At 28.2% G+C, this 21,938-nt stretch carries 16 protein-coding genes; all 16 read right to left on the minus strand.

Features of this window, described 5'->3' with window-relative positions; all coding sequences use genetic code 11:
- Positions 1 to 4 precede the first annotated feature (4 nt).
- Entirely contained in the window at positions 5 to 316 is a 312-nt protein-coding gene (gene rplU / locus L1S46_RS07645) for a 50S ribosomal protein L21 (protein WP_011967857.1), read from the minus strand.
- 175 nt (positions 317 to 491) lie between these two features.
- Positions 492 to 1,940: an Rne/Rng family ribonuclease gene (locus L1S46_RS07650; protein WP_238861377.1), complete on the minus strand. Its 1,449-nt coding sequence runs from the start codon at positions 1,938 to 1,940 to the stop codon at positions 492 to 494.
- A gap of 190 nt (positions 1,941 to 2,130) precedes the next feature.
- Entirely contained in the window at positions 2,131 to 2,832 is a 702-nt protein-coding gene (locus L1S46_RS07655; protein ID WP_011967855.1) for a TIGR03936 family radical SAM-associated protein, read from the minus strand.
- Positions 2,816 to 4,672 carry a TIGR03960 family B12-binding radical SAM protein gene (locus L1S46_RS07660; protein ID WP_238861375.1) on the minus strand — a complete coding sequence of 619 codons (1,857 nt, stop codon included), beginning with the start codon at positions 4,670 to 4,672 and terminating at the stop codon, positions 2,816 to 2,818. The genes L1S46_RS07655 and L1S46_RS07660 overlap by 17 nt, the downstream gene beginning before the upstream one ends.
- 260 nt (positions 4,673 to 4,932) lie before the next feature.
- Positions 4,933 to 9,168, minus strand: coding sequence for a DUF445 family protein (locus tag L1S46_RS07665; protein ID WP_238899692.1), 4,236 nt, complete (start codon positions 9,166 to 9,168; stop codon positions 4,933 to 4,935).
- Positions 9,169 to 9,335: 167 nt separating this feature from the next.
- Complete coding sequence (locus L1S46_RS07670; protein WP_077829948.1) at positions 9,336 to 11,426, minus strand: S-layer homology domain-containing protein; 2,091 nt, start codon at positions 11,424 to 11,426, stop codon at positions 9,336 to 9,338.
- Positions 11,427 to 11,677: 251 nt separating this feature from the next.
- A complete protein-coding gene (locus tag L1S46_RS07675; protein ID WP_238899693.1) occupies positions 11,678 to 12,277 on the minus strand; it encodes a zinc dependent phospholipase C family protein in 600 nt (199 codons plus the stop codon).
- A gap of 197 nt (positions 12,278 to 12,474) precedes the next feature.
- A complete protein-coding gene (locus L1S46_RS07680; protein WP_077829947.1) occupies positions 12,475 to 13,332 on the minus strand; it encodes a M50 family metallopeptidase in 858 nt (285 codons plus the stop codon).
- 119 nt (positions 13,333 to 13,451) lie between these two features.
- Positions 13,452 to 13,928: a hypothetical protein gene (locus tag L1S46_RS07685; RefSeq protein WP_017209736.1), complete on the minus strand. Its 477-nt coding sequence runs from the start codon at positions 13,926 to 13,928 to the stop codon at positions 13,452 to 13,454.
- A 417-nt stretch (positions 13,929 to 14,345) separates the two neighbouring features.
- A complete protein-coding gene (locus L1S46_RS07690) occupies positions 14,346 to 15,476 on the minus strand; it encodes an FtsW/RodA/SpoVE family cell cycle protein (protein WP_077868985.1) in 1,131 nt (376 codons plus the stop codon).
- A 269-nt stretch (positions 15,477 to 15,745) separates the two neighbouring features.
- The gene (gene minE / locus L1S46_RS07695) at positions 15,746 to 16,015 is read right to left on the minus strand and encodes a cell division topological specificity factor MinE (RefSeq protein ID WP_011967847.1); all 270 of its coding nucleotides are present in this window, start codon (positions 16,013 to 16,015) and stop codon (positions 15,746 to 15,748) included.
- 14 nt (positions 16,016 to 16,029) lie between these two features.
- Positions 16,030 to 16,830, minus strand: coding sequence for a septum site-determining protein MinD (minD, locus tag L1S46_RS07700; protein ID WP_011967846.1), 801 nt, complete (start codon positions 16,828 to 16,830; stop codon positions 16,030 to 16,032).
- 20 nt (positions 16,831 to 16,850) lie between these two features.
- Positions 16,851 to 17,510 (minus strand): septum site-determining protein MinC, encoded by a 660-nt coding sequence (minC, locus tag L1S46_RS07705; protein ID WP_011967845.1) that lies wholly within the window; start codon positions 17,508 to 17,510, stop codon positions 16,851 to 16,853.
- Between the two features lie 199 nt (positions 17,511 to 17,709).
- Positions 17,710 to 18,390 (minus strand): DNA/RNA nuclease SfsA, encoded by a 681-nt coding sequence (gene sfsA / locus L1S46_RS07710; protein ID WP_077304138.1) that lies wholly within the window; start codon positions 18,388 to 18,390, stop codon positions 17,710 to 17,712.
- A gap of 157 nt (positions 18,391 to 18,547) precedes the next feature.
- Positions 18,548 to 21,445 (minus strand): penicillin-binding transpeptidase domain-containing protein, encoded by a 2,898-nt coding sequence (locus tag L1S46_RS07715; RefSeq protein ID WP_171779923.1) that lies wholly within the window; start codon positions 21,443 to 21,445, stop codon positions 18,548 to 18,550.
- On the minus strand, positions 21,442 to 21,933 hold the full coding sequence (mreD, locus tag L1S46_RS07720) for a rod shape-determining protein MreD (protein ID WP_011967842.1): 492 nt from the start codon (positions 21,931 to 21,933) through the stop codon (positions 21,442 to 21,444). Before mreD ends, L1S46_RS07715 begins: the two co-directional genes overlap by 4 nt.
- Positions 21,934 to 21,938 lie beyond the last annotated feature (5 nt).

Below are 21,938 nucleotides of genomic sequence, written 5' to 3' on the forward strand. Positions count from 1 at the left end.
TTTATTATGCTTCGATCTTTTCGATTACTAGCTTAGTGTAAGGTTGTCTGTGTCCATTCTTTCTTCTATAGTCCTTTTTAGACTTATACTTGAAAACTACAACTTTCTTTGCCTTACCTTGTGCTGCAACCTTAGCTACAACTTTAGCTCCTTCAACTACTGGCGCACCAACTTTGATACCTTCCTCAGTTCCTACAGCTAAAACTTCGTTTAATTCAACTGTTGAGTCAACATCAGCGTTAAGTTTTTCAACGTATATTACGTCTCCTTCTTGAACTCTGTATTGTTTTCCTCCTGTTGCTAATACTGCGTACATTAAAACACCTCCTCATAACGGTCTCGCCACTTTTGGTACAAAGATTCAACTTTGTTTTACATAAAACCTTACGTGCGCGGTCTACAAAAGCCAGTTTATCATATTTCTATTACTTTGTAAAGCATAATCTATAATTTATCCATATAAACATAATTTAGCATGATTGTTAACTGATTTAATACTTTTCTATAACTGTAACTTTATAATCTTTTAAATTATCTTTTTGCCCCTGAAATATCAGTGGTTCAATTTTATATCCTTCTATATTATCTACATAATTTAGATATATCTCTTTATCTAATCCATCTATTTCTTTCATAAACTCAAAAATATTTTCTCTTATTCTATCTTTATAAACGCTATCCATTTGTATATGAAAACAATTTATAGAACTTTCTTCCTGCATCCTTACTATATCATTTTTTATTAGCCCTTCAATATAAGATAACTTTAGGATTATTCCTCTTCCTTTACATAGGCTGCATTCTTCTTCCATATATTCATATATACTTTTTCCTTGCCTCTTTCTAGCTATTTGAACTAAATCCAGCTGGGTAAATGGGAATATCTTTACATTACCTTTATCTAACCTAAGACTTTCCTTAAGTGCATCCATTACAATATCTCTTTGACTTTTATCTCTCATATCAATAAAATCTATTACTATAATTCCACTTAAGTTTCTAAGCCTAATCTGTTTTCCTATTTCTCTAGCCGCTTCTAAATTAGTTTCCAAAATTGTTTTATTGAAACTTTTCTCCTTTATGTTTTTTCCACTATTAACATCAATAACATACATTGCTTCAGTTCTATCAATTACTATGTATCCGCCACATTGTAGGTTAACTTTATTATGCCTCAACCTTAATAGTTCTTTCTCAATTCCATAAAAATCAAAAAGTTTTCTATATCCTTCATACTTCTCTATTTTTAAATTTTCCTGTCCTTTGGCAAAGCTTGATATCTTATCAAAATCAATGCTATTATCAACATAAATTTTTATAATTTCTTCTCCAGAAAAATTCATCAAAAGCTTAGTTAATGTTAAATCTTCACCATAAATCTTTCTTACTCCTAATGAATGTTTCATTTTTTTATCTATATTTTGAAATTCATCATAAAGCTTAGAAATCTCATTTTTAAGAATATTTACATCTACATTTGCACCTTCTGTCCTTACTGTTATGCAAACATCTTTTAACGGTTCAATATTCCTCAATAGTTCTATTTTCTTTTCTTTATCTTCTATTCTCTTAGAAAATTCTATTCCTTGTTCATAACAATTTAAGACAATATATTTCCCGGGAATTGACACCTTTGCAGTTAATTTGGCGCCTTTATCATTAAGAGGCTCTTTTAAAACTTCTACTAGTATATCGTCTCCCTTTTTTATTCCTTTTGCCTTTAATTCATCACTATAATATAGGTAACCTTCTTTATCTAAACCCAAATCAACAAACACTGAGTTTATAGCCGGAATTATGTTTTTAATCTTCCCCTTATAAATTTCTCCTATTATGGGTTCATTCTTACTTTCTTCAACGATACTTTCTATCAATTCATTATTAGATTTAATAGCTACCCTTAAAATTCTTTCTCTTCTCTCAACAAAAATCTCTTTCATTCTATAACACATCCTAGTCAATGCACAATGCACAGTTCACAATGCACAATTAGTGAGCAATTTCCTTTGAAAATCTAATTATCATATAATTTGATACCTTAGTATTTTGCATTTATTATAATTTTTAAAATCTCTTAAGAGATTTATTCCTTAATTGTGTATTGCGCATTGTAAATTGTGAATTATATATTTATACACATTTATATAATGGTACAAGTTTATTATTCTTGTAAAAATACATTTCTTCTCTTTTGGTATTAACAAACGAATCTAAAATCGCATTTGAAGTTTTTTCTTGGATATAACTAACAAGTAAATCTGCGCTTAAATGTTCCCTACTTCCTGTACTTATAACTGAATTAAGAATTAAGAACTCATCTTTAACCCAGAAACTAAACTCCTTAACAAAAGCCCTTATATTGACTTCTCTTTCACCTTTTTTGCTTTTCTTGACTGTATTCCACTCATTAGTTTCTAAAAGTTTACCAACTTCCTCTTCTAAATTTGAGACATCAGAATACTTAATTTTTATAGTATATCTTGCTGCATCAATTAAAGCCATAGCTTGAGGAACTTTCTTCTCTCCTTCTTTATAAGGAATTGCAAGTGCACTTATATATTTTATTCCACTTGGCGCGGTCTCATTTAATTTATCCACAATTTCATTTTCATCCATCTCAGTTGTTAACACCATATCCATATATTCACCACTTGAATAGACTCCTACCGATAAAGGTTGTGCTATTGATGTATTCATATGGGGGTTAAATCCTTGAGAGTATTCTATAGGTAGCCCCGCTCTTCTAATATTTTTTTGAATAGTTTTAAGCACATCTAAATGAGATATGAACTTAATATTTTCCTCTTTAGTAAATTTAGTTAAGTATCGCACCTTCAAAACACTCCCCATCTTTAAAGTTCACATTAATTCCACATCCTGTACATCCTTCTCTACAGTTTTGTGTTAACTCTGCTCTTTTAGCTTTTTCATTTTCTATTTCTAAATATTTTCTATTTACTCCAATATCAATGAAATCCCATGGTAATACTTCATCATAACTTCTTTCTCTATATGCGTAGAAATCTACAGTTAAATTACACTCTTCCATTGCTTCCATCCATACATCAAATTTAAAGTGTTGATCCCATCCATCAAATCTAGCACCTTTTTCAAAGGCTTTTATTAAAACCTCACATAATCTTCTATCACCTCTTGCAAAAACAGACTCCATTACAGACGTTTTTTGTTCATGATAATTGTAGACTATACATTTTGATTGAATTGAAGATTTAACAGCTTTGATCTTTTCAGTAACATCTTCAAACTTTGCCATAGGTGCCCATTGGAATGGAGTAAATGGTTTCGGTATAAGTATTGATGTACTTACTGTAAGCCTTAAACCTTTATTATTATTTATCTTATTTGGCACTTGTTTATATCTATATACTATTTTTTCTGCTAATTCTCCAATTCCCATGCAATCTTCAAGCTCTTCATATGGAAGTCCAATCATGAAATAAAGCTTTAAAGTTTTCCACCCAGCTGCAAATGCACTTGTAGCTGCATCTAAAATTTTATCTTCAGTAAGACCCTTGTTAATTATGTCCCTCATTCTTTGAGAACCTGCTTCTGGTGCAAAAGTTAATCCTGTCTTTCTTACCTTCTGAATATCCTTAAGCAAATCTACAGAAAAAGCATCAACTCTTATAGACGGAAGTGCTATACCAACTCTGTCGTCTTCATGCTCATTAACTAAATCTGTAATTAATCCTTTTATATCAGAATAATCGCAAGTACTTAATGATGAAAGAGAAATTTCTTCATATCCTGTACTTTTGACTAATTTTCTTGCTAAATCCTTTAAATCTTCCCTTGTCTTTTCTCTAACTGGTCTATAGAGCATACCTGCCTGACAGAATCTGCACCCATTTGTACATCCTCTGAATAACTCTAGAACTATTCTATCGTGAACAATTTCTGAATAGGGAACTATTATATCTGTAGGAAAATCTACCTTAGTATAATTATTTATAATTCTCTTTGTAATAGTTTTTGGTACGTCATCATACTTAGGTCTAAATTCTTTAATTGTATTGTCTTCATTGTAAATAACATCATATAAGGAAGGCACATAAATTCCTTGTATTTTAGATATTTCTCTTAGGAATTCTTTCTTCTTTCCTTTTCCTTTATACTTCTTATAAACATCTAAAACATCATTCATCATTTCTTCGCCTTCACCAATTTCAAAGAAATCAATGATATCATATAAAGGTTCTGGATTATATGCGCAAGGTCCACCAGCCATAACTATTGTCTCATCTTCTCCTCTTTCTGATGCTCTTATAGTAATACCAGACATATCAAGCATATTTAAAATATTTGTATAACTCATCTCATATTGAAGTGTGAATCCTAAAATATCAAACTCCTTTAGAGAATCTTTTGTCTCTAATGTAAATAACGGAATATTATTTTTTCTAAGCTGTTCTTCCATATCAGGCCATGGTGCAAATGATCTTTCACAATATGTATCACTTCTTTGATTTATAGTATGATAAAGTATTCTGCTTCCTAAATGTGACATTCCTACTTCATAAACATCAGGAAAGCAAAATGCAAATCTTATGTCAACTTCCTTTAGATCTTTAACAATCTCATTTAATTCTCCACCAGTGTATCTACTTGGTTTTTCAACTTTAAATAAGATATCATCTGAAATTTTATTCATTAATAAATTTCCTCCTTAAAACACACCATCATATGTGCAATTCTCCATAAATGCTTGCCTTTAAATTTTTGTCAAATTTAAAGAATTTAAAACCTTTAGTATTTCAAATACTAAATGAACCCACTTTTTGCTTATGCATAAATAAAAGAAGTATAAACTCTAATTGCTATACTTCTTATTTGCTATCCCTATTCTAACATAATTAATTCTGAATGGGAATATTCTTATTGTTTCCAATACTATATACAATTTATTTTATTCTACATTTCCTTCAAAGCCTTTGAATTTTTATCATTGTATTTCTTACTATATCTCCAATCAATTATCCATAATATAAATGATAATCCGGCATTTATACCAAATACAAATCCAAACACTCCATAAAGGCGAAGCTTATTGAAAAAGTCTCCTGCAAAGGAATTGAACATTACATCAATTTCCTTTGGATTGAGCAGCTCAATTTGCTTATTGCTGATATTCTTTAGATTTATTTCCCTTAATATTGGCACAATATAATCACCAACTGAATTTAAACCTGTTTCAATAGTTTTACTTATAAGATAATCCTTAGATCTATCTGATATAAAGTAAAAGTTGCTATTAATTGCATTTTGAACTATAGCATCAATTACAATCATAATTTTTTGGTTAAATTCTGCATTAGCGAAAATATATTTAATAACCCTATCAAGATCATTGCTTAGAGTACTTGCATCAATAATTTGTTCTATCTTTAATTCCGATAATGTATTTTCATAGAAATTTTCCATAAACATAGATATCGATTTTTTTGATTCTTCACTCTCAACAATTATGCTTAAAATATTATTTATACAATTTTCAATTTCATAGCTATCAATTCCTTTTAATAATACAGAATTAAATTCAATGTTAAATAAATTTTTCACCATATTTTCATTAAATAACTTTTCTATTGTTATAGATAATTTATCTTTATTAATATTTATGCTTCTATATATATCTTCTTTTATGATATTGACTTCATCAAAAAACTTCTTATAAATCGAATCCAAAGTGCTTAATTCAAATAATTCAAGATATTCTGAAATTGAAGCCACAGCTAATGAATCTAAAATCAGATCACTTGCGCTATAGATATAACTCTTTAAATTAGCATTCCCACCAAATTGCTCAAATAAATCATCTATTATTATTTGAGTGTTAAATTCTTCACCCTTTATATTTAATTCACTCACTCTAATAGGGTATATATTTTCATTTAATACAGCTTTCGTAGTATTAATAAGTTTATCGTTCTCTTCTCTTAGCATTAAAGGAAGTTTTTTATTTAGTATAATATCAACAACTCTATATGCTATGTCATCTCCACCAAAAGTTGCATAGGCTATCTTCTCAAAGAAATTAAGTTCACTCTTAATAGTTTCTTGTACATTTTCAGTTATAATATTCTGATTGTTTTTTAAATAGGATATTAACTTATTTGAAAAATAATATGTTATATGATTCAGGTTATTATCAATCATGTTCTTGACCTTACCATTAAACATTGATCCTATATCATTATTTTCATTTAAGCCATTACATAAATATTTACTTGTCATATTTTCTAAGTATATTTTAAAGTCATTAGAAAAATATTCATATACATATTTCCCTATATTAATTTTTGCTTTTTCTATGGAATCTTTACCTATACCCTCTTTACACGATTGTTTTATAGCTGCAGAATAATCATTTTTGTATTCTTTTGTAATTAACTCTAAAAAATCTACCTTTTCAATAGTACTAAGATTATCTTGTATAAACTTAGTACCTTCCTCTTGAATATAATTTTGGATTTTAATAAGTATATCTTCTGAAATAACATCACCAATTTTGTAATTTGAAGATATTTTATTTTCTATAAACTTCGTTAAAGAACTTTTACTATTACTAATACTACTTATTATTTTAAGTATTCCATTCTGAATGTAACTTTCCTTAATAAAATTATTAAATTTGCTTTCTTTTAATCTGTTAGTAATTCCTTCGGATAAATCCGAACTACTATTACAATACTTTAAAATTATTTTATAAATATATTTTACAAAATCATTCTTTTTACTTCTAGAAAAGTTAACTAAAATTTGATAATTATTATTTTTAACTAAGGTAGTTAGTACTGAAGACATATTATCTTTATGAGAATTGAAACTTTTATTAATTTCCTCTTTGTTTAATAATTCTTCATCAATTAGTTTCGCCATTCCAATTGCGAACTCATTTTTATGTGCCGGTATATATCCTAATGCAAACTTCTTAAAAAATGGTATTTTAGATATAATTTTATTTTCTTTGTATGGATGGAAAATCATCCACAAGGCTACAACATTTGTTATGTATCCTATAAATGCCATAACTCCAAGTGACAACAATCCATTAAACATATTACTTGGAAATCTGTAAAGTCCAATAGAATTTGGAAATATTAATTGATATATTATCCCAACTACAGTACCTAAAACAGCACCAAAAACAGAAAGTGGTTTAAGTTGACTTCCCATAAAATCTTGAACTATATCGCATATTTCATCCTCGTCATATTTACTTAAACTGTTTTTTGCGATTTTTTTAATATTTCCATTTAATAGACTTGGAAGCTTAGATATTAACTCTGGGTAACCTTTATTTATAAGAATATTTGATAATTGATCCTTATTAAATCCTTTATTAACTAATTCCTTAATCTGATAATTCTTATATTTATCCACAGTTTCTCTATAAATTGATACTGAATTATCCACAATATATTCCAATATGTTCACATTATAGTTTGATAATATATCTCCTATTTTAAATTTTTTAACATTTGATAATATAATATCTTCTAATCTCTCGCTATATGTATCTTTGTTCTTTCTGAGCAAATTATTGGCCCATATTGAAAATTTATTAGATAAACTAAGTACACTTTTATCTTTAAATAATTCTGATAATTTTTTGTGGAATATTTCATCACTCTTTGAATTTATGAATTGTGCAATCAAAGTATTTATGTTTTTACATAATCTCGTTTTGTTTTTAAAAATACTTTCATATAACATTGACTTAAGCTTTGTATTGAATAATTTTAACAAATCTAACTTAGCAATCTCATTTACTTTCTTTGAAAATTGAGATTTTATTAGTATCCTCAACGTATTCTTTCCATGAGCTGCAAATACTTTAGTAATAATTTCAGTAACATCATCAGATGTAGCTAAATTGTATTTTTCCAATGATTCTACTATGTTTTTAACCTTTGTGTCCTTCAAGTAATCTATAATAGAAGTTACTATTTTATCACTTGATTCATCATCAAAATTATTATTAATATAGCTTATAATTTTATTAACAATATTATTTTTAGATGAAACATCTCCCATAAGTGCATTTCTAACCTTTGAGATTATAAGCTTCTTTATGCTTTCATCTATATCTTGTATAGCTTCATCAATTGCGGATTCAATCATTTCATCCAAAGATGATTTATTACTTGAAATCCACTCCAAAATATAAGGCATGACCTTAGGAATAACTATTTTTATAAAATTCGTGAGTGATTTTTCTATCTCTTTAGGAAGTATTTCATAAAGAGTAAAATCAATATTTTTCACAATTGAAACAATCCCATTTGTAATTTTTAATATTAAATCCTTTCCTTCAGAAGAGTTAATAAATTCAGTAATTTTAATGAATAATCTTGAAATAACTTCTTCTTGCTGAGTTTCCGTAATAAAATGATTAATATCCCGACTTCCGATAGAGTCTTGTAATTTAACAATCGTTGCATCTACATTTATATTTGAAAGTATATTGTCCAAAAACATCTTGCACGACTTTTCATCTGATAAAATATCATTATTAAATATGTTTTCAACACACTCTATAATATTATCAGTTAATTTTTTCTGGACTTCTTTAGAAAAAATATCAGCTAAAGTAATATCAGAATTTTCCTTGTATAAACTAGAAATAAATCCATTCACTGCATCAGTCTTTTCAAGTTCGCAAATCAGTAGCTCATAGCCTGAATTTATAACTTTTGATAGCTGTTTTTCACTTAATATATCTTGTAGATCAACATTACGCATAAGACCATCTATTAATTCTGGTAAAAGCATATTTAGATTATTTCTTATAAATTCTTCACTTTTAAGTATACTCTCTGAAAAACCATCTATTTCAGCTATTTTAGTATTTCCTAAACTATTGCTTAATTGTTTCTCAAAAAAAGTTTGAGCCATTTGTTTAATATATGTATGTATATTTATATTAGGCATTTCAGCCCCTAATGTATCTGCATTTATTATATCTCTTTCTACTAATTCGCTAATCTCTTCAATAAATTTCTCCTTCTTCTTTTTAATTACCCCTCCTAGCTTTAAAGGTGTATATTCTTTAAAAAGCATATCAACTGCATATTTATTTGTAATATATCCAGCTACTCCACCTGAAAATCCCTGAAATGCTAGTAAAAAAATAAATGTTAACATCAGCTATTCTCTCCTTATGTAATATCAATTCTAAACAATAACTTTTTCACATATAAAATATGTTGTTTACATCATATTATACTAATTTATTAACTTTATTTCCACATTTCATACTACAACAACAAAAAGTGCTAATCCTCATAAAAAGATTAGCACTTTCATTAAATCTATTTTCTGTTATTCTTTATCAAGTTATATACAATTACAGCCGCTTCTGCATTGCTTATATTATGCGACCCATTAAAATTTCCATTTGTATCCCCTTTAATAATATTAAGAGCATAACACATTGATGCATATCCTTTATATGAGTCTTCTATATTATCTTTAAAAGGACTATTAAATATTTCAGAATGTCCAGCTAATTTCTCATAGCCTAAGTATCTTATAATAAACTTTGCTGCATCATTATATGATACTACTGAATTTGGAGCTTTTTCTTCATCTTTAATTACTCCATTTTGAATTAACATATCATAAAAATCATCATCGCTATAGTTATTTTTTACTGGTGAGTATATATATTTAAAGAAATTTATTTGAGTAATATTCATATTTGGATTAAATTTTTCCCCATCTATATAATACCCATTATCTAAAAGTTCTTTTACTGTCTTTTCACACCAATGCCCATTTATATCCGTATATTCTGGTAATTTATTTTCTCTATATGCTTTTCCGGTATAATCTATCCTTATGCCATTTATAGGATCAATAATATAACTATCATTCTTGTTTATAAAGTCATATACTATTCCAACTTTATTTGCATCTAACATTGTATATTGTAATGAGAATCCTGCTAAATCCTTAATTTTATTGAATGCAGCTTCTTTACTTATAACGTTACTAACATCAGGAAAAGAGGCATTATCATACCAGTTATTATCATAACCAATAATTTTACTTGTATTCTTATCTACTTCAACATTCAAGTAATTTCCAGAAAACTCTATTCCATTCACTTGACGTACATAGTTAAACATAAACGTATTTTCTTCTATTGGTCTATCAGTAATCTTTAAAATTGGATTATTTATATCCTTAAACTTTGTTTGTGTAAACTTATTAGGTGCTACTTTTTTCAAAAAGTTTTCTACTGTGTTTTGCGCATCTGCCTTAGAAGTATTACCACTTGTTCCAAGTTTATTATAATTATAAGAATGTAACGATATTACTTCTCCAGATTTTGCATTCACTCTTCCATATACACCGTCAAAAGAAATATTCCATGAATATTCATCATCAAGATAGTTTTTATTTAATGATGCATCACTAACTTTCATATCAGCCGTTATTAAATCAGATGTTTCTCTAAGTATACTTTCTGCCTTTTCTTTACTTATAAGATTTGCAACATTCTGAATCGCATCCATCTCTTCTTGTGTCAACTCTTGATTTGCTTTATCCAAATTATTTGCAGAAGCATTTACTAATGAATGATCCTTATTTCTATCATCTAATTTATTATCACTTGAATATGATACTACTTGTCCAGTTTTAGCATCAATAAATTCACTTATATTACTTGGAGCATATCCTGCAAATATATTCATTTTCTTCTTCTCATAATCATAATAAGAATAATATTTTAAATCTATGCCTATTTTATCTATATATGCTTTTTCTGCAGTAACAGAATCAATTATCCCACTTAAATTAGGATATTCAGCTCCCTTTACTTCTAAATTGTCATTGCTAAATGATGTCACTTTCCCACTGTATTTATTTACACCAACATTTATATAAATATAGTTAACCGGAATTTCATTTACAAACTTTTGATAAGTAAAGTTATACTCATCTCCTTGAAAAGAAGCTGAATCATTTTTTACTAACTTTATTTCTCCAATATATTCTGGAATTACATTTTTCAAAAAATCTTCTGCTGAAACTTGGGCCTGATCTTTCGTAATATTTGCTAAACCGTCTTTGCTATCCTTGCTATCCCCATCATAATTACTATATTGATATAAGAATCCATCTTCACCTATTGATGCAGATATTGATCCTTTCTTATCTTCTTTTTCTGCCCAATTTAAATCCCAAATTCTAACTTTTGTCCCCCTAACTTCACGTTCGCTTGAATTATGTGTAAACTCTGTATAATCATCTGGAACTGTTATAATTTTCTTTGCTGATATAATAGCTTGCTCTAAGTTTTTGCTATCTTCATCCGCAGCAAATGTCGGAATAGAAATAGTAGACAATATTAAACATAATGTTAATATCCCGCTTATAATACCTTTCTTTTTCATAAATATCCTCCAATCTTTAATAATGAGCTATTTTTTATACTATCTAAATATAATACGATTCTTCATATGAAAATTTTGCATTAAATTATAATTTTTTCACAAATTTTTATACAGTTACTTTTAAATACCTGTGTTAAAGCAATAAATTAATATTTTAAATTTTGGTAATTCATAAAAAATCTAAAATTTTCTATATAAGAAATGGAGTTAATAATTAATTTTAATTATTAACTCCACACTACTAACTATTATCATACTATGCATCTATTAATATTTTCTTCTACTTTATGTTCATCTATATTTTGTTTTATTTTTAATATAGATGACAAAACTACTCTCACTAAAATATTACTAAAAAAAATATCTCGCCTTTTATCTCCTAAATTTCTAATATAAATACTGTGCATATCTTCAATATAATCTACTATATCATTCATAGACTTTAATTCTATTCTGGATTCCTCTGTGCATTCATTCCACACTTCAGATAGCTTTTTCCACCATAAAATTCTTTGAGTTTGTTCATATAATTCATGCCTAATAATATTTCCTTCAAAAGCTTTATTATGTGGAAAAGTAAAAAAATCACATAGGTAATGACTCAATATTCCTAGCTTAATTGAAATATCCTTATTTCTTTTAATTTCACCATAAATTATTTCATCAATAATCCCTATAACCTTCTCCCAATCCTCATTTTTACTATGCATAGTCATTCTATATTTGAGCTTTAAGTCAGGTAACACATTTCCATAAATAAAAAAGTTACTATCAATAATATTTGAGTAGCCGCTCTCAATTAATTCCTTGCTAAGAAAATAACCTATTTTCCCATGAAGTAAAGTATCCATATTAACGCTCCTACCATTTTTAATCACATTTAGAGAGTAATAAATAAGTAATTATCTGAATCATAATACAAAAGTGCATTTTCACACATAAAAGATACATTTTTATTATGGTACTAGTTATTACTCTTCATCACATGCTTAAATTATAAAAAAAGTAAGTTAAATCACCATTACGTTTCTGTTATTTTTTAACGATCTTAATTATTTTTCTTTTTTAATCGTACATACTCTTCTAGTGTTATATTTCCATAATCCTTTAATGCTTTTATAAGCTCATCTTCATGTATTATACTAATGAGTTCCATGTCATCATTAAGAATATAAAAACTGTTAAATTTGTTTTTATCAACTAAAGATAAAACATTAACTAAACCTTTTTTATAATACACAGAAATTGATTTATTCTCTATATAGTTATGCTTTTTTAACTTTCTTATTTTCTTGATCATATCTCCCATTATTATATACATAGTTTTTTCTTTTTCTATAAATGTTGCATATGTGATTAATATGACTGCAAGAAATAAACTTATATTAACTTTATGTAATATCATTATTATAATAAATATTAAAAATAATGTTCCTGAAATAATAAAGCTAAAGATTTCTGTAATTTTCTTTGATCTTTTATATAATAGCTTCTTTGATAATAGTATTTCACATACCCTTGAACCATCAAGAGGATAAGCAGGCAATAAATTGAATGCTCCTAAAAAGAAATTAACTTTTATACTATCTTCAATAATTTGATACTTAAAATATCCATATAAATAGCACATAACCACGGCCATAAAAATATTGAAAAATGGTCCAGCTAAATATAAAATCATTTTTTTTCTTTCAGTTAACTCATCGATGTCACTTAATTCGACTTTAGCACCAAATATGCTAATATTAACATTATTAAATTTGCACCCAAATTTACTTGCAACTATCATATGTGCAAATTCATGCAATATTACCCATAGAAAACTAATAACAATGTAACCTTCATAATCTCCAAGCCACATTAATATCGACAGTTCTAAAATCAATACCATATACCATTTCTTCATTTCTAACCCCTATAATATTGCTATATCAAAATAATTTGCAATGCACAAGTAAAAAATGGAACTTAATCAAATATTAAAATATATTTTATATTCATAATAATATGTTATTTCCTATAAATTTAATTGTTCATATTACTGTTGCTTCTTATATATTCCATAAAATTAAAAGTCCTTGACTTTAAATTTTCAATTTTCAAATCATCTACAGTAAAATTTCCAATCTTTAAATCCTTACCTTTTATATTTCCTATCTGCATTGTACTAAAAGTATCTATATACTCGTTATAATTAAAATTTCGGTTTAATGCTTGTTTACATTTAATGTGCATTTCTTGTACTTGTGCGTAAGGGGTATACTTCAATCCAACAAAAAATAGCAATAAAAGTGTAGCTCCAGTTAGTTCCTTAGTTATTCTCTTAATCAAAACATTTATCATCTTATCGTTACTTTTCATATTACTCCCATATCTTGAACCAATGATAGCATTATTAGCTTTCTTGCCTGAAGTCAAATGGTTCCTTTTATCCTTTCTTCCTTTCGTTGTATTATTAATGTTCTTATAGTAATCCTCATAAGCTGATCTATAGCTGCCCATGATACACTCCTTTCAAATTCATTCACATTAAAGTATATTTACTACTTCATAAAATTATGAGAACAAAATTGTTGCAGAATCTTTGTATTTGCTACATTCCGCAATATTTAGATATCATTTAGGTTGCTTAATTAAAAAAATACACCGCCTAGAATTTTTATGCCACTAATACCTACTCTTCGAAAATCATCTATTTTATAATAAATAATCCTTAAAAATTAAAATAAGATTAATAATTTTATACTGTACTCAAAATTCTTATTTGCAATTTCTACTGTACTGAATAAAATTATTAATCCTATTATTTTATAAATAATTTTGGTATATCCACTATAATTATTTTTTACATTTCCCTCCAAATTGAGCACTCAACTTATTGAAATTGTAGCATAAATTTATTATAGCAACATGCATATTCTAAAAGTGTATCTTTTTTCTTCTCATTCCTACATTTATTACTAGTGCTATTGAAATTACTGTTGTAAGCAATGAACTTCCTCCATAGCTAACAAGCGGCAGGGTTATTCCTGTAATCGGTAGTAATCCTATTGTCATCCCTATATTCTGCAATATAGCAAATAAAAAATATGACACTATTCCAACACATATAACTGAGCCAAATATATCTTTAGATGTTCGTGCTACTGAAATCATCTTATATATAAGAAATCCGTAAAGCATTAACAAAACAATTGCACCTAAAAAGCCCCATTGATCTGCTATTGCAGCAAAAATAAAGTCCGTCTGAACTTCTGGTACATTTTGTGCAGCATATGTTGTAACCCCATCTTGAGCCAGCGACGGACTACTTCCAAGTAATCCACCTGAACCAATTGCAATCAACGACTGATTTAAATGATACGTACTTGCATCATCGATGCTTGGATTCAAAAATGCTGTAAATCTTGCTTTTTGATATGTTTCTATGAGTCCTGAATTCCACACAATCACTATTCCAAGTACTAAGCAGGCTAATCCTCCAGCAATAATTCTCGTATCAAACCCCATTGTATAAAATATTCCTAAAACTATAAAGAAACATACCATACTCATTCCCATATCAGGTTGGATTACAATAAATATTACTGGTACTATGCAATAAAATGCTAGTGTTAAAAAATTCTTAACATCATTTATTTTTCCGTCCATCTCATCTAACTTCTTACCCAGCATAAGTATAATTACAAACTTTGCAAATTCTGACGGCTGAAGGTTACCTACTCCTAAACGGATCCATCCTCTAGCACCATTAACTACTATTCCAATCCCTGGAACCATGGTTAATATAAGAAGAACTACAACTCCCCAATATAATATAGGTACATAGTTAAATATTATCTTATAATCTACTGCCACAAAAATATATAACGCTACAAGTGATATTGCAAACCAACCCAGCTGTTGCTTTACAAAACTCAATCCAAATTGTCCTTTTGTGCATAGATATATATTAAATGTTCCGTATAAAATTAAAAGAATTAAAGAAATTAATATAGTCTTATCAATTTCTTTAATTAATTTCATATCTAATTTTAATAGTCTAAACAATATCTCACCTCCTAGTTATATTAATCTTATATAACTCAATCAATCTTAATTATACATTATTATTACCGCATTCTCCATAATAATTATATTGGGTATAAAAAACATAATAATTTTGTAATAATTTAAAGATAATATCTTGTTAAATACCCAAAGTCATCCATATTTAACAAACTTAATTATTATAAAAAAATGAGATGACTTATTTTAAAGAATTAGCCATACAATTCTTTAAAACAAACATCTCTTATAATTTAAACAAAACAAGTTACTTATCTTCCCTTTATACTTTTAATTGGAATGTTAGCTATTAATGCAGAAGTATTTTCACCTTCTTCATCTCCATTCTTATTTACGGATATTTCAACATCCTCAACTTGTATATCAATATACTTAGAAATTACTTCTAAAATCTCTTCTCTTATTTTCTCAATAATATCTGGGGCAATTTCTCCTCTATCATGTATAAGAATTAGCTTTAGTCTGTCTTTTGCAACTTCTTTAGGTGTTGGCTTACTATTTAAACTCTTAAAAAAACCCATTCTCTCAACCTCCCTTAATTTCGCTTAAATAGCTTCTTTAAGGAGCTAAAAAATCCCTGATGCTCTTCTGTATGTAAATCAATAATAGGAACTTCTTCACCTGTAATTCTTCTAGCTATGTTTCTGAATGCTTGTCCAGCAATCGCACCTTCTTCTAACACAATAGGTTCACCTTTATTAGTTGAAATAGTTATATTCTTATCATCCGGAACTACTCCAAGTAACTCTACTGATAATGTTTCAATAATATCAGCTACATCAAGCATGTCTCCATTCTTAGTCATTTCATAGTTCAATCTATTTACAATAACAGAATGGTCTTCCAATCCCTTTGAATCAAGCTTACCAATAACCCTATCAGCATCTCTAACAGATGTTATTTCTGGATTTACAACAATAATTGCTTTTTCTGCACCTATTACAGCATTTTCAAAACCTTGTTCTATTCCTGCTGGAGAATCTATTAAGACATAATCAAACTCTTCTTTTAATTCATTTACTATTTTTAACATTTCCTGTGGACTTATATCATCTTTATCCTTAGTTTGCGCTGTTGGTAAAAGAAATAAATTTGCAAATCTCTTGTCTTTTATAAGCCCTTGTTTTAATCTGCATCTTCCTTCTATAACATCAATTATTGTATATACTATTCTGTTTTCTAATCCTAGCAATACATCTAAATTTCTAAGCCCTGTATCTCCATCTATAACAACTACTTTCTTACCAAGTGATGCTAAAGCAGTTCCTATATTGGCTGTAGTTGTTGTTTTTCCAACTCCACCTTTACCTGAAGTTATTACAATAGATACTCCCATTAAAAAATCCCTCCGACGTTTTAGTATATATATTTATTTGGTAAATATGGCTCCACTATTATCAACCCATCCCTAATTCTTGCTAATTCTGGATAGCTTGGCTTTTCGATATCATCTGGAGACATAGCTATAACATTTGCAATTTTTAATAGTTCAGGTTGTAGTAGGAATGCTGCTATTACCGCTTTTATATTTCCATTAGTCCCAGCGCTCACTTTACCCCTTATACGTCCTAAAACAATTACATTCCCTGCTGCATATACTTCTGCACCACTATTTATGTCTCCTACTATAACTATGTTTCCTTGGTAATTAATACATTCTCCGCTTCTAACTGTCTTTCTTATAAATTTAGTTTTCCCTTCGTATACACCAGAAAATACCTTAACCTCTTTTTCGTTCACCTGCTCAATTTCCTTTTCTATATCCTCTAGAACAATATCTTTTAATTCAATTTGAGTTAATAATTTTTCTTTAAGAATGCCTACTTCCTTTTTATTAACCAATTTTAAATCTATTCTTAATATTAGAGTTGTCCCTTTATAAAAATGCTTTCCTTTAGAAAGTTTCTTTATTAGTAATACAAGCATATCATCAAAACAAGCAAATTTATTCATATTGATAGTTGTATTTATTCCATCTTTATTTCCCTTTATTAAAATACCATCATTATTATACATTCATTCCCTCCAATGAATTTTGCAGGTTAAAATAGTTAAATTGTTTTGAAAATGGCAACCTCTCTAAAATTATATCATTATACTGACTATTTTTGTATATATGTTTCACTAATTTTTGATTAAATTTTACAAAAGCATATAAAACATCAAAATTTGATAATATGCAGTGTATATACCAAAGCATTGAACAGCTATCACACTATAATATTACATCAACATAATCCCTTATATTAATACTGTCTTCATCTACTAAACAGTCTACTGCAACTATATTTACACCATTCTCTTTTGCATATTTTAGTGTATCTCCAAATTCCTTATGAGTCTCTACATTAGGTTCAAAATGAACAACATCTTTCATTTGTATTACAAATATTACGTAAGCATCATACCCTTCTCTAACGCAATCAATGAGTTCTCTAAGATGTTTAACACCTCTTTCTGTAGGTGCATCAGGAAACTTTACAATTCCATTATTCTCTAAAGTCACCCCTTTTACCTCTATAAAAATTTTCTTATGCTTTGTCTCAACATAAAAGTCAAACCTTGAATTCTTATATTTAGCTTCCGGTTTTATTAAAGTTACATCCTTTAAGAGGTTTCCTTTTAATATCCATTCATGAACAACCTTATTAGTTACTTGAGAATCCATATTGATCATTCTGTCTCCTTTTACAACACCTATAAGAGAAAACTTAGTCTTCCTTTTTGGATTATCATTTTTTTGAATAAATACTGTCGCATTGGGTGTCAAAAGTTCCTTGCACCTTCCAGTATTTTTTACATGACAGACTTCTTCATTGCCATCAATTTCAACATAAGCTATAAATCTATTTGGTCTTAAGATAAATTTTCCTTTTAGAATATTATTGTATTTCATATTATCCTCACTAAATCTATTTTTTTACAAAAAGGTATCTATAATTAGGTTTACTTTATGCAATTTTTATAATTGCATACCTAATATAGATACCTTACAAATTAATTAATTTTTATCAATTTATATTTAAATACAAAGTCTCTATTATACATTTTTATTAATGAGTTTTATTTGTATTCGCTTGTGAAGCATTTGCTTCTTGGTTATACGGATTACCTAAAACATATTTTTTCCATGTATCTGACGATGAAGTATACTGTGTATCATTCTTTAATTGATCCTTGAAATAAGCATCATAAACTGACTTCACTACTGATGCAATATTACTTCCATGACCGCCATCAAATACTACTGCTGCTACAGCTATCTGTGGATCATTTGCTGGAGCAAAACTGACATATGTTGCAAAAGGTTCTCTTCCTTTTTGTAATTGATCCTCAGCAAAATCGGCTGTACCCGTCTTACCAGCTGTTGGTATTGGATATCCTAAAAATGTAGAACTACCGGTACCATCTGCTTCTTGGTTAACTGCTGTCATTCCTTGTTTAACCGCATCCTGAGTTTCCTTTGACATTTTAACCGTATTTAAAACTTCTGGTTTAAACTCTTGGACTACATTTCCATCCCCATCTGTGATCTTATCTACTAAATGAATCTTATATCTTGTTCCTCCATTTGCAAGAGTTGAGATGTATGATACTAATTGCAACGGAGTGAAAGTATTCATTCCCTGACCTATTGATGCTGAAACAAGGGAACCTGGTGATCTTACTTGCCCTGGCTGATCATTAGCTGCAAATTGAGCTAATGCTTGTGATATTAATGTAGCTTGAGAATCTAAATTTATATTTCTTGCTGCAATACTTGCTTTGTATTCGTCTGAATTATTCATCAAATTTAATACATCTTTCTTAATATCTTTAGCAAATGTATCATGGCTAACCGCTGTTGGATCATCAACATCTTTATTTATTGTATCTTTAACTTTATCTTTTATAGCTTTCTTAGACTTCTTAACTTCATCATTATCATCATCTTTATCTCTTATATCAATTGGAGAAAAGTATATTGTATTATTATAGTTTCCACTCTCTAGAAAATTAATTACATTATCTGTAGACATCTGTAACACAGTATTTCTCCATGATGTAAAATTATAAGTTTGACCAAAACTTTCATTTATTTCTATTCCTGTCGATTCTTTAGCACTACTATTAGGATCAATTCCTAATCCAAACTGCCAAGCATATTTAGCAAGGGAATTTAGAGCTTCAACATTATTAGCCTTGCCTCCTGCCTGAATATACATTCTAGTAGCAGTCTCATAAAAATAAAAGTTAATCGATTTTGCTATAGCTGCTGTTAAACTTATATTACCTTGTGCAGCTTCTAGTCCTTTTGGTGCAAAAGCTTTACCAAAAATCTCCGGATGAATATTAAATGCTCCTGTATCATTTATCATTTCTCCAGGACTTATTACGCCAGACTCCAAACCGGCAACTGCTGTAAGCGGCTTAAATGTAGATCCAGGTGGAATTTTTGACTGGGTTGCATAATTAAACATTGCTTTCGGATATAGATCATATGGATCTGTTCTAGTTCCATTTTTTGGCGGAAACAAATCATCAACAGTTTTATTAAGCCCCATTCTTTTAATAAATTCCTGTCCAAACTTCTCTAAATCAGGATTAAAATAATCCTTATACTGTTCAGGCGTTAATTGTCCTTGAACTGTGAATAAATTTGGATTAAAGTTAGGGTAACTTGTTAAAGCTAATACTCTTCCAGTTTTAACTTCAACGGCTACCAATGCACCTCTGGTTGCATTCAACAGTCTATTTCCTTTATCATCACTTTCATTATTCCTTATATATTCAATTTTATCTGCTAATGCTTGATCTGCTGCATATTGAATGTCCCTATCTATTGTAAGATGCACATCATTGCCCGGATACGGTTCAAGTTTAAATAATTCTTGTGAAACGCTTCCTTTAGAATTAACTTTAACAGTTGTTCCACCCTTAACTCCTTTTAATTGTTCTTCGAAAGCTGATTCTATTCCAGACTTTCCTACAGAGTCTGATGAAACATCATATCCTTTAAGTTCATATGTTGATTTTTGTGTATCATTAATTGAAGATACATACCCTAAAACTGAAGATGCTAAATTATTATATGGATATGACCTTATAGGTGCTGAACTCACATTTATTCCTGGCAAATCATATTTCTTTTGCATTACTACTAATGAAGTATCTTTCTTAATATTGTCTGCAATAGTTACTGATTTATATCCTTTAAAACTCTGCATTTTTATAGCATCTTTTACAAGCATGAATTTTCTAATATCATTTAAAGAATATCCTTCTTTTAAAATCATATCTGTTAAATCCTTGCCTTCCATTTTGGAATAAATATTCTTCTTTTCTTTTGAGTCATAATCTGGGTCTACAAGGCCAATTAAATTATATGATTTAACTAATGCATAAAACGCATCATCAGGAGTTATTTTTAGAAGTTCTTCATCCAGTTTTGCATTTTGTTCATCCGATAATTCTTCAACATCTTTGAACATTTTGTTTTTTAGAGTATCATTCAATCCCCTATCCTTTTTAAATCTCAATTCCTCTATATTTTGAGATTGTTTATCATTAGTTTTATACTCAAAATATAAATTATTATTACCATCAATTTTTAAAGGTAACGAATCCTGAATGCTTTCTCCGTTCTCATTCAATATTTTGAAAAGTTCTTTCATAGTTATATAAAACTGTTTATCAGCATCTTTTGTTTCCGTATATGTAATAGTGTATGTTTCAATATTAGTTGCTAAAACATTTCCTTTATCATCATATATTTTACCCCTTGGGGCTTTTTCTGATATAAATCTTGTTGATGTTACATCTGCTTTATCCTTATATTCATCATAATTAAATACTTGAATATATAATAATTTTAGAATAATCACTGAAAATATAGCTATCATGATTATAGATAAAACTGTATATCTAGAAATCTTCTTTTTCTTTTTATTAGTTGGTTTATTTACTATCATCTAAACCTCCATCTTTGCTTTGAATACTCATCATCATAAACATTCATTACTAATTTATACACAAAAAACATTATTACTCCGTTGTATACCCCCATAATGATACTTTTAGAAAATTGTATTTCAATATTAAAAAAATTAAATATCAACATAACTCCTGCATATTTAATTATTGTTATAAAAAAAGCCGAGATCACAGGTATCAGTCTCTTAGTCTTTATTATTCCCGCTCCAATAAAACTTGCTAGAAGACATAGAAATAAATTCAATAATGAATTTACACCAAAACCATTAAAAAAGAAAATATCTTGAAGTATCCCACTCACAACACCCATAAATACAGCTCGTTCTTTCTTATTGACTAATGAATAAGCTATAGCGAAAGTAAATAGTAAACTCGGATAAGCTCCCTTTATTGAAAAAAACGGAATTAGTGAGTTATCTAATATAACCAATCCTATAGAAATCAAAATAATAATTAATTTTTCCATTATAA

Source organism: Clostridium sp. YIM B02500 (assembly GCF_022324665.1).
Taxonomy (GTDB): domain Bacteria; phylum Bacillota; class Clostridia; order Clostridiales; family Clostridiaceae; genus Clostridium; species Clostridium beijerinckii.

What these genes read in the sequence shown, in the direction of transcription:
- rplU (WP_011967857.1), bottom strand. Translation starts at nt 316, where the DNA reads ATGTACGCAGTATTAGCAACAGGAGGAAAACAATACAGAGTTCAAGAA.
- L1S46_RS07650 (WP_238861377.1), bottom strand. Translation starts at nt 1,940, where the DNA reads ATGAAAGAGATTTTTGTTGAGAGAAGAGAAAGAATTTTAAGGGTAGCT.
- L1S46_RS07660 (WP_238861375.1), bottom strand. Translation starts at nt 4,672, where the DNA reads ATGAATAAAATTTCAGATGATATCTTATTTAAAGTTGAAAAACCAAGT.
- L1S46_RS07665 (WP_238899692.1), bottom strand. Translation starts at nt 9,168, where the DNA reads ATGTTAACATTTATTTTTTTACTAGCATTTCAGGGATTTTCAGGTGGA.
- L1S46_RS07670 (WP_077829948.1), bottom strand. Translation starts at nt 11,426, where the DNA reads ATGAAAAAGAAAGGTATTATAAGCGGGATATTAACATTATGTTTAATA.
- L1S46_RS07675 (WP_238899693.1), bottom strand. Translation starts at nt 12,277, where the DNA reads ATGGATACTTTACTTCATGGGAAAATAGGTTATTTTCTTAGCAAGGAA.
- L1S46_RS07680 (WP_077829947.1), bottom strand. Translation starts at nt 13,332, where the DNA reads ATGAAGAAATGGTATATGGTATTGATTTTAGAACTGTCGATATTAATG.
- L1S46_RS07685 (WP_017209736.1), bottom strand. Translation starts at nt 13,928, where the DNA reads ATGGGCAGCTATAGATCAGCTTATGAGGATTACTATAAGAACATTAAT.
- minE (WP_011967847.1), bottom strand. Translation starts at nt 16,015, where the DNA reads ATGGGTTTTTTTAAGAGTTTAAATAGTAAGCCAACACCTAAAGAAGTT.
- minD (WP_011967846.1), bottom strand. Translation starts at nt 16,830, where the DNA reads ATGGGAGTATCTATTGTAATAACTTCAGGTAAAGGTGGAGTTGGAAAA.
- minC (WP_011967845.1), bottom strand. Translation starts at nt 17,510, where the DNA reads ATGTATAATAATGATGGTATTTTAATAAAGGGAAATAAAGATGGAATA.
- sfsA (WP_077304138.1), bottom strand. Translation starts at nt 18,390, where the DNA reads ATGAAATACAATAATATTCTAAAAGGAAAATTTATCTTAAGACCAAAT.
- L1S46_RS07715 (WP_171779923.1), bottom strand. Translation starts at nt 21,445, where the DNA reads ATGATAGTAAATAAACCAACTAATAAAAAGAAAAAGAAGATTTCTAGA.
- mreD (WP_011967842.1), bottom strand. Translation starts at nt 21,933, where the DNA reads ATGGAAAAATTAATTATTATTTTGATTTCTATAGGATTGGTTATATTA.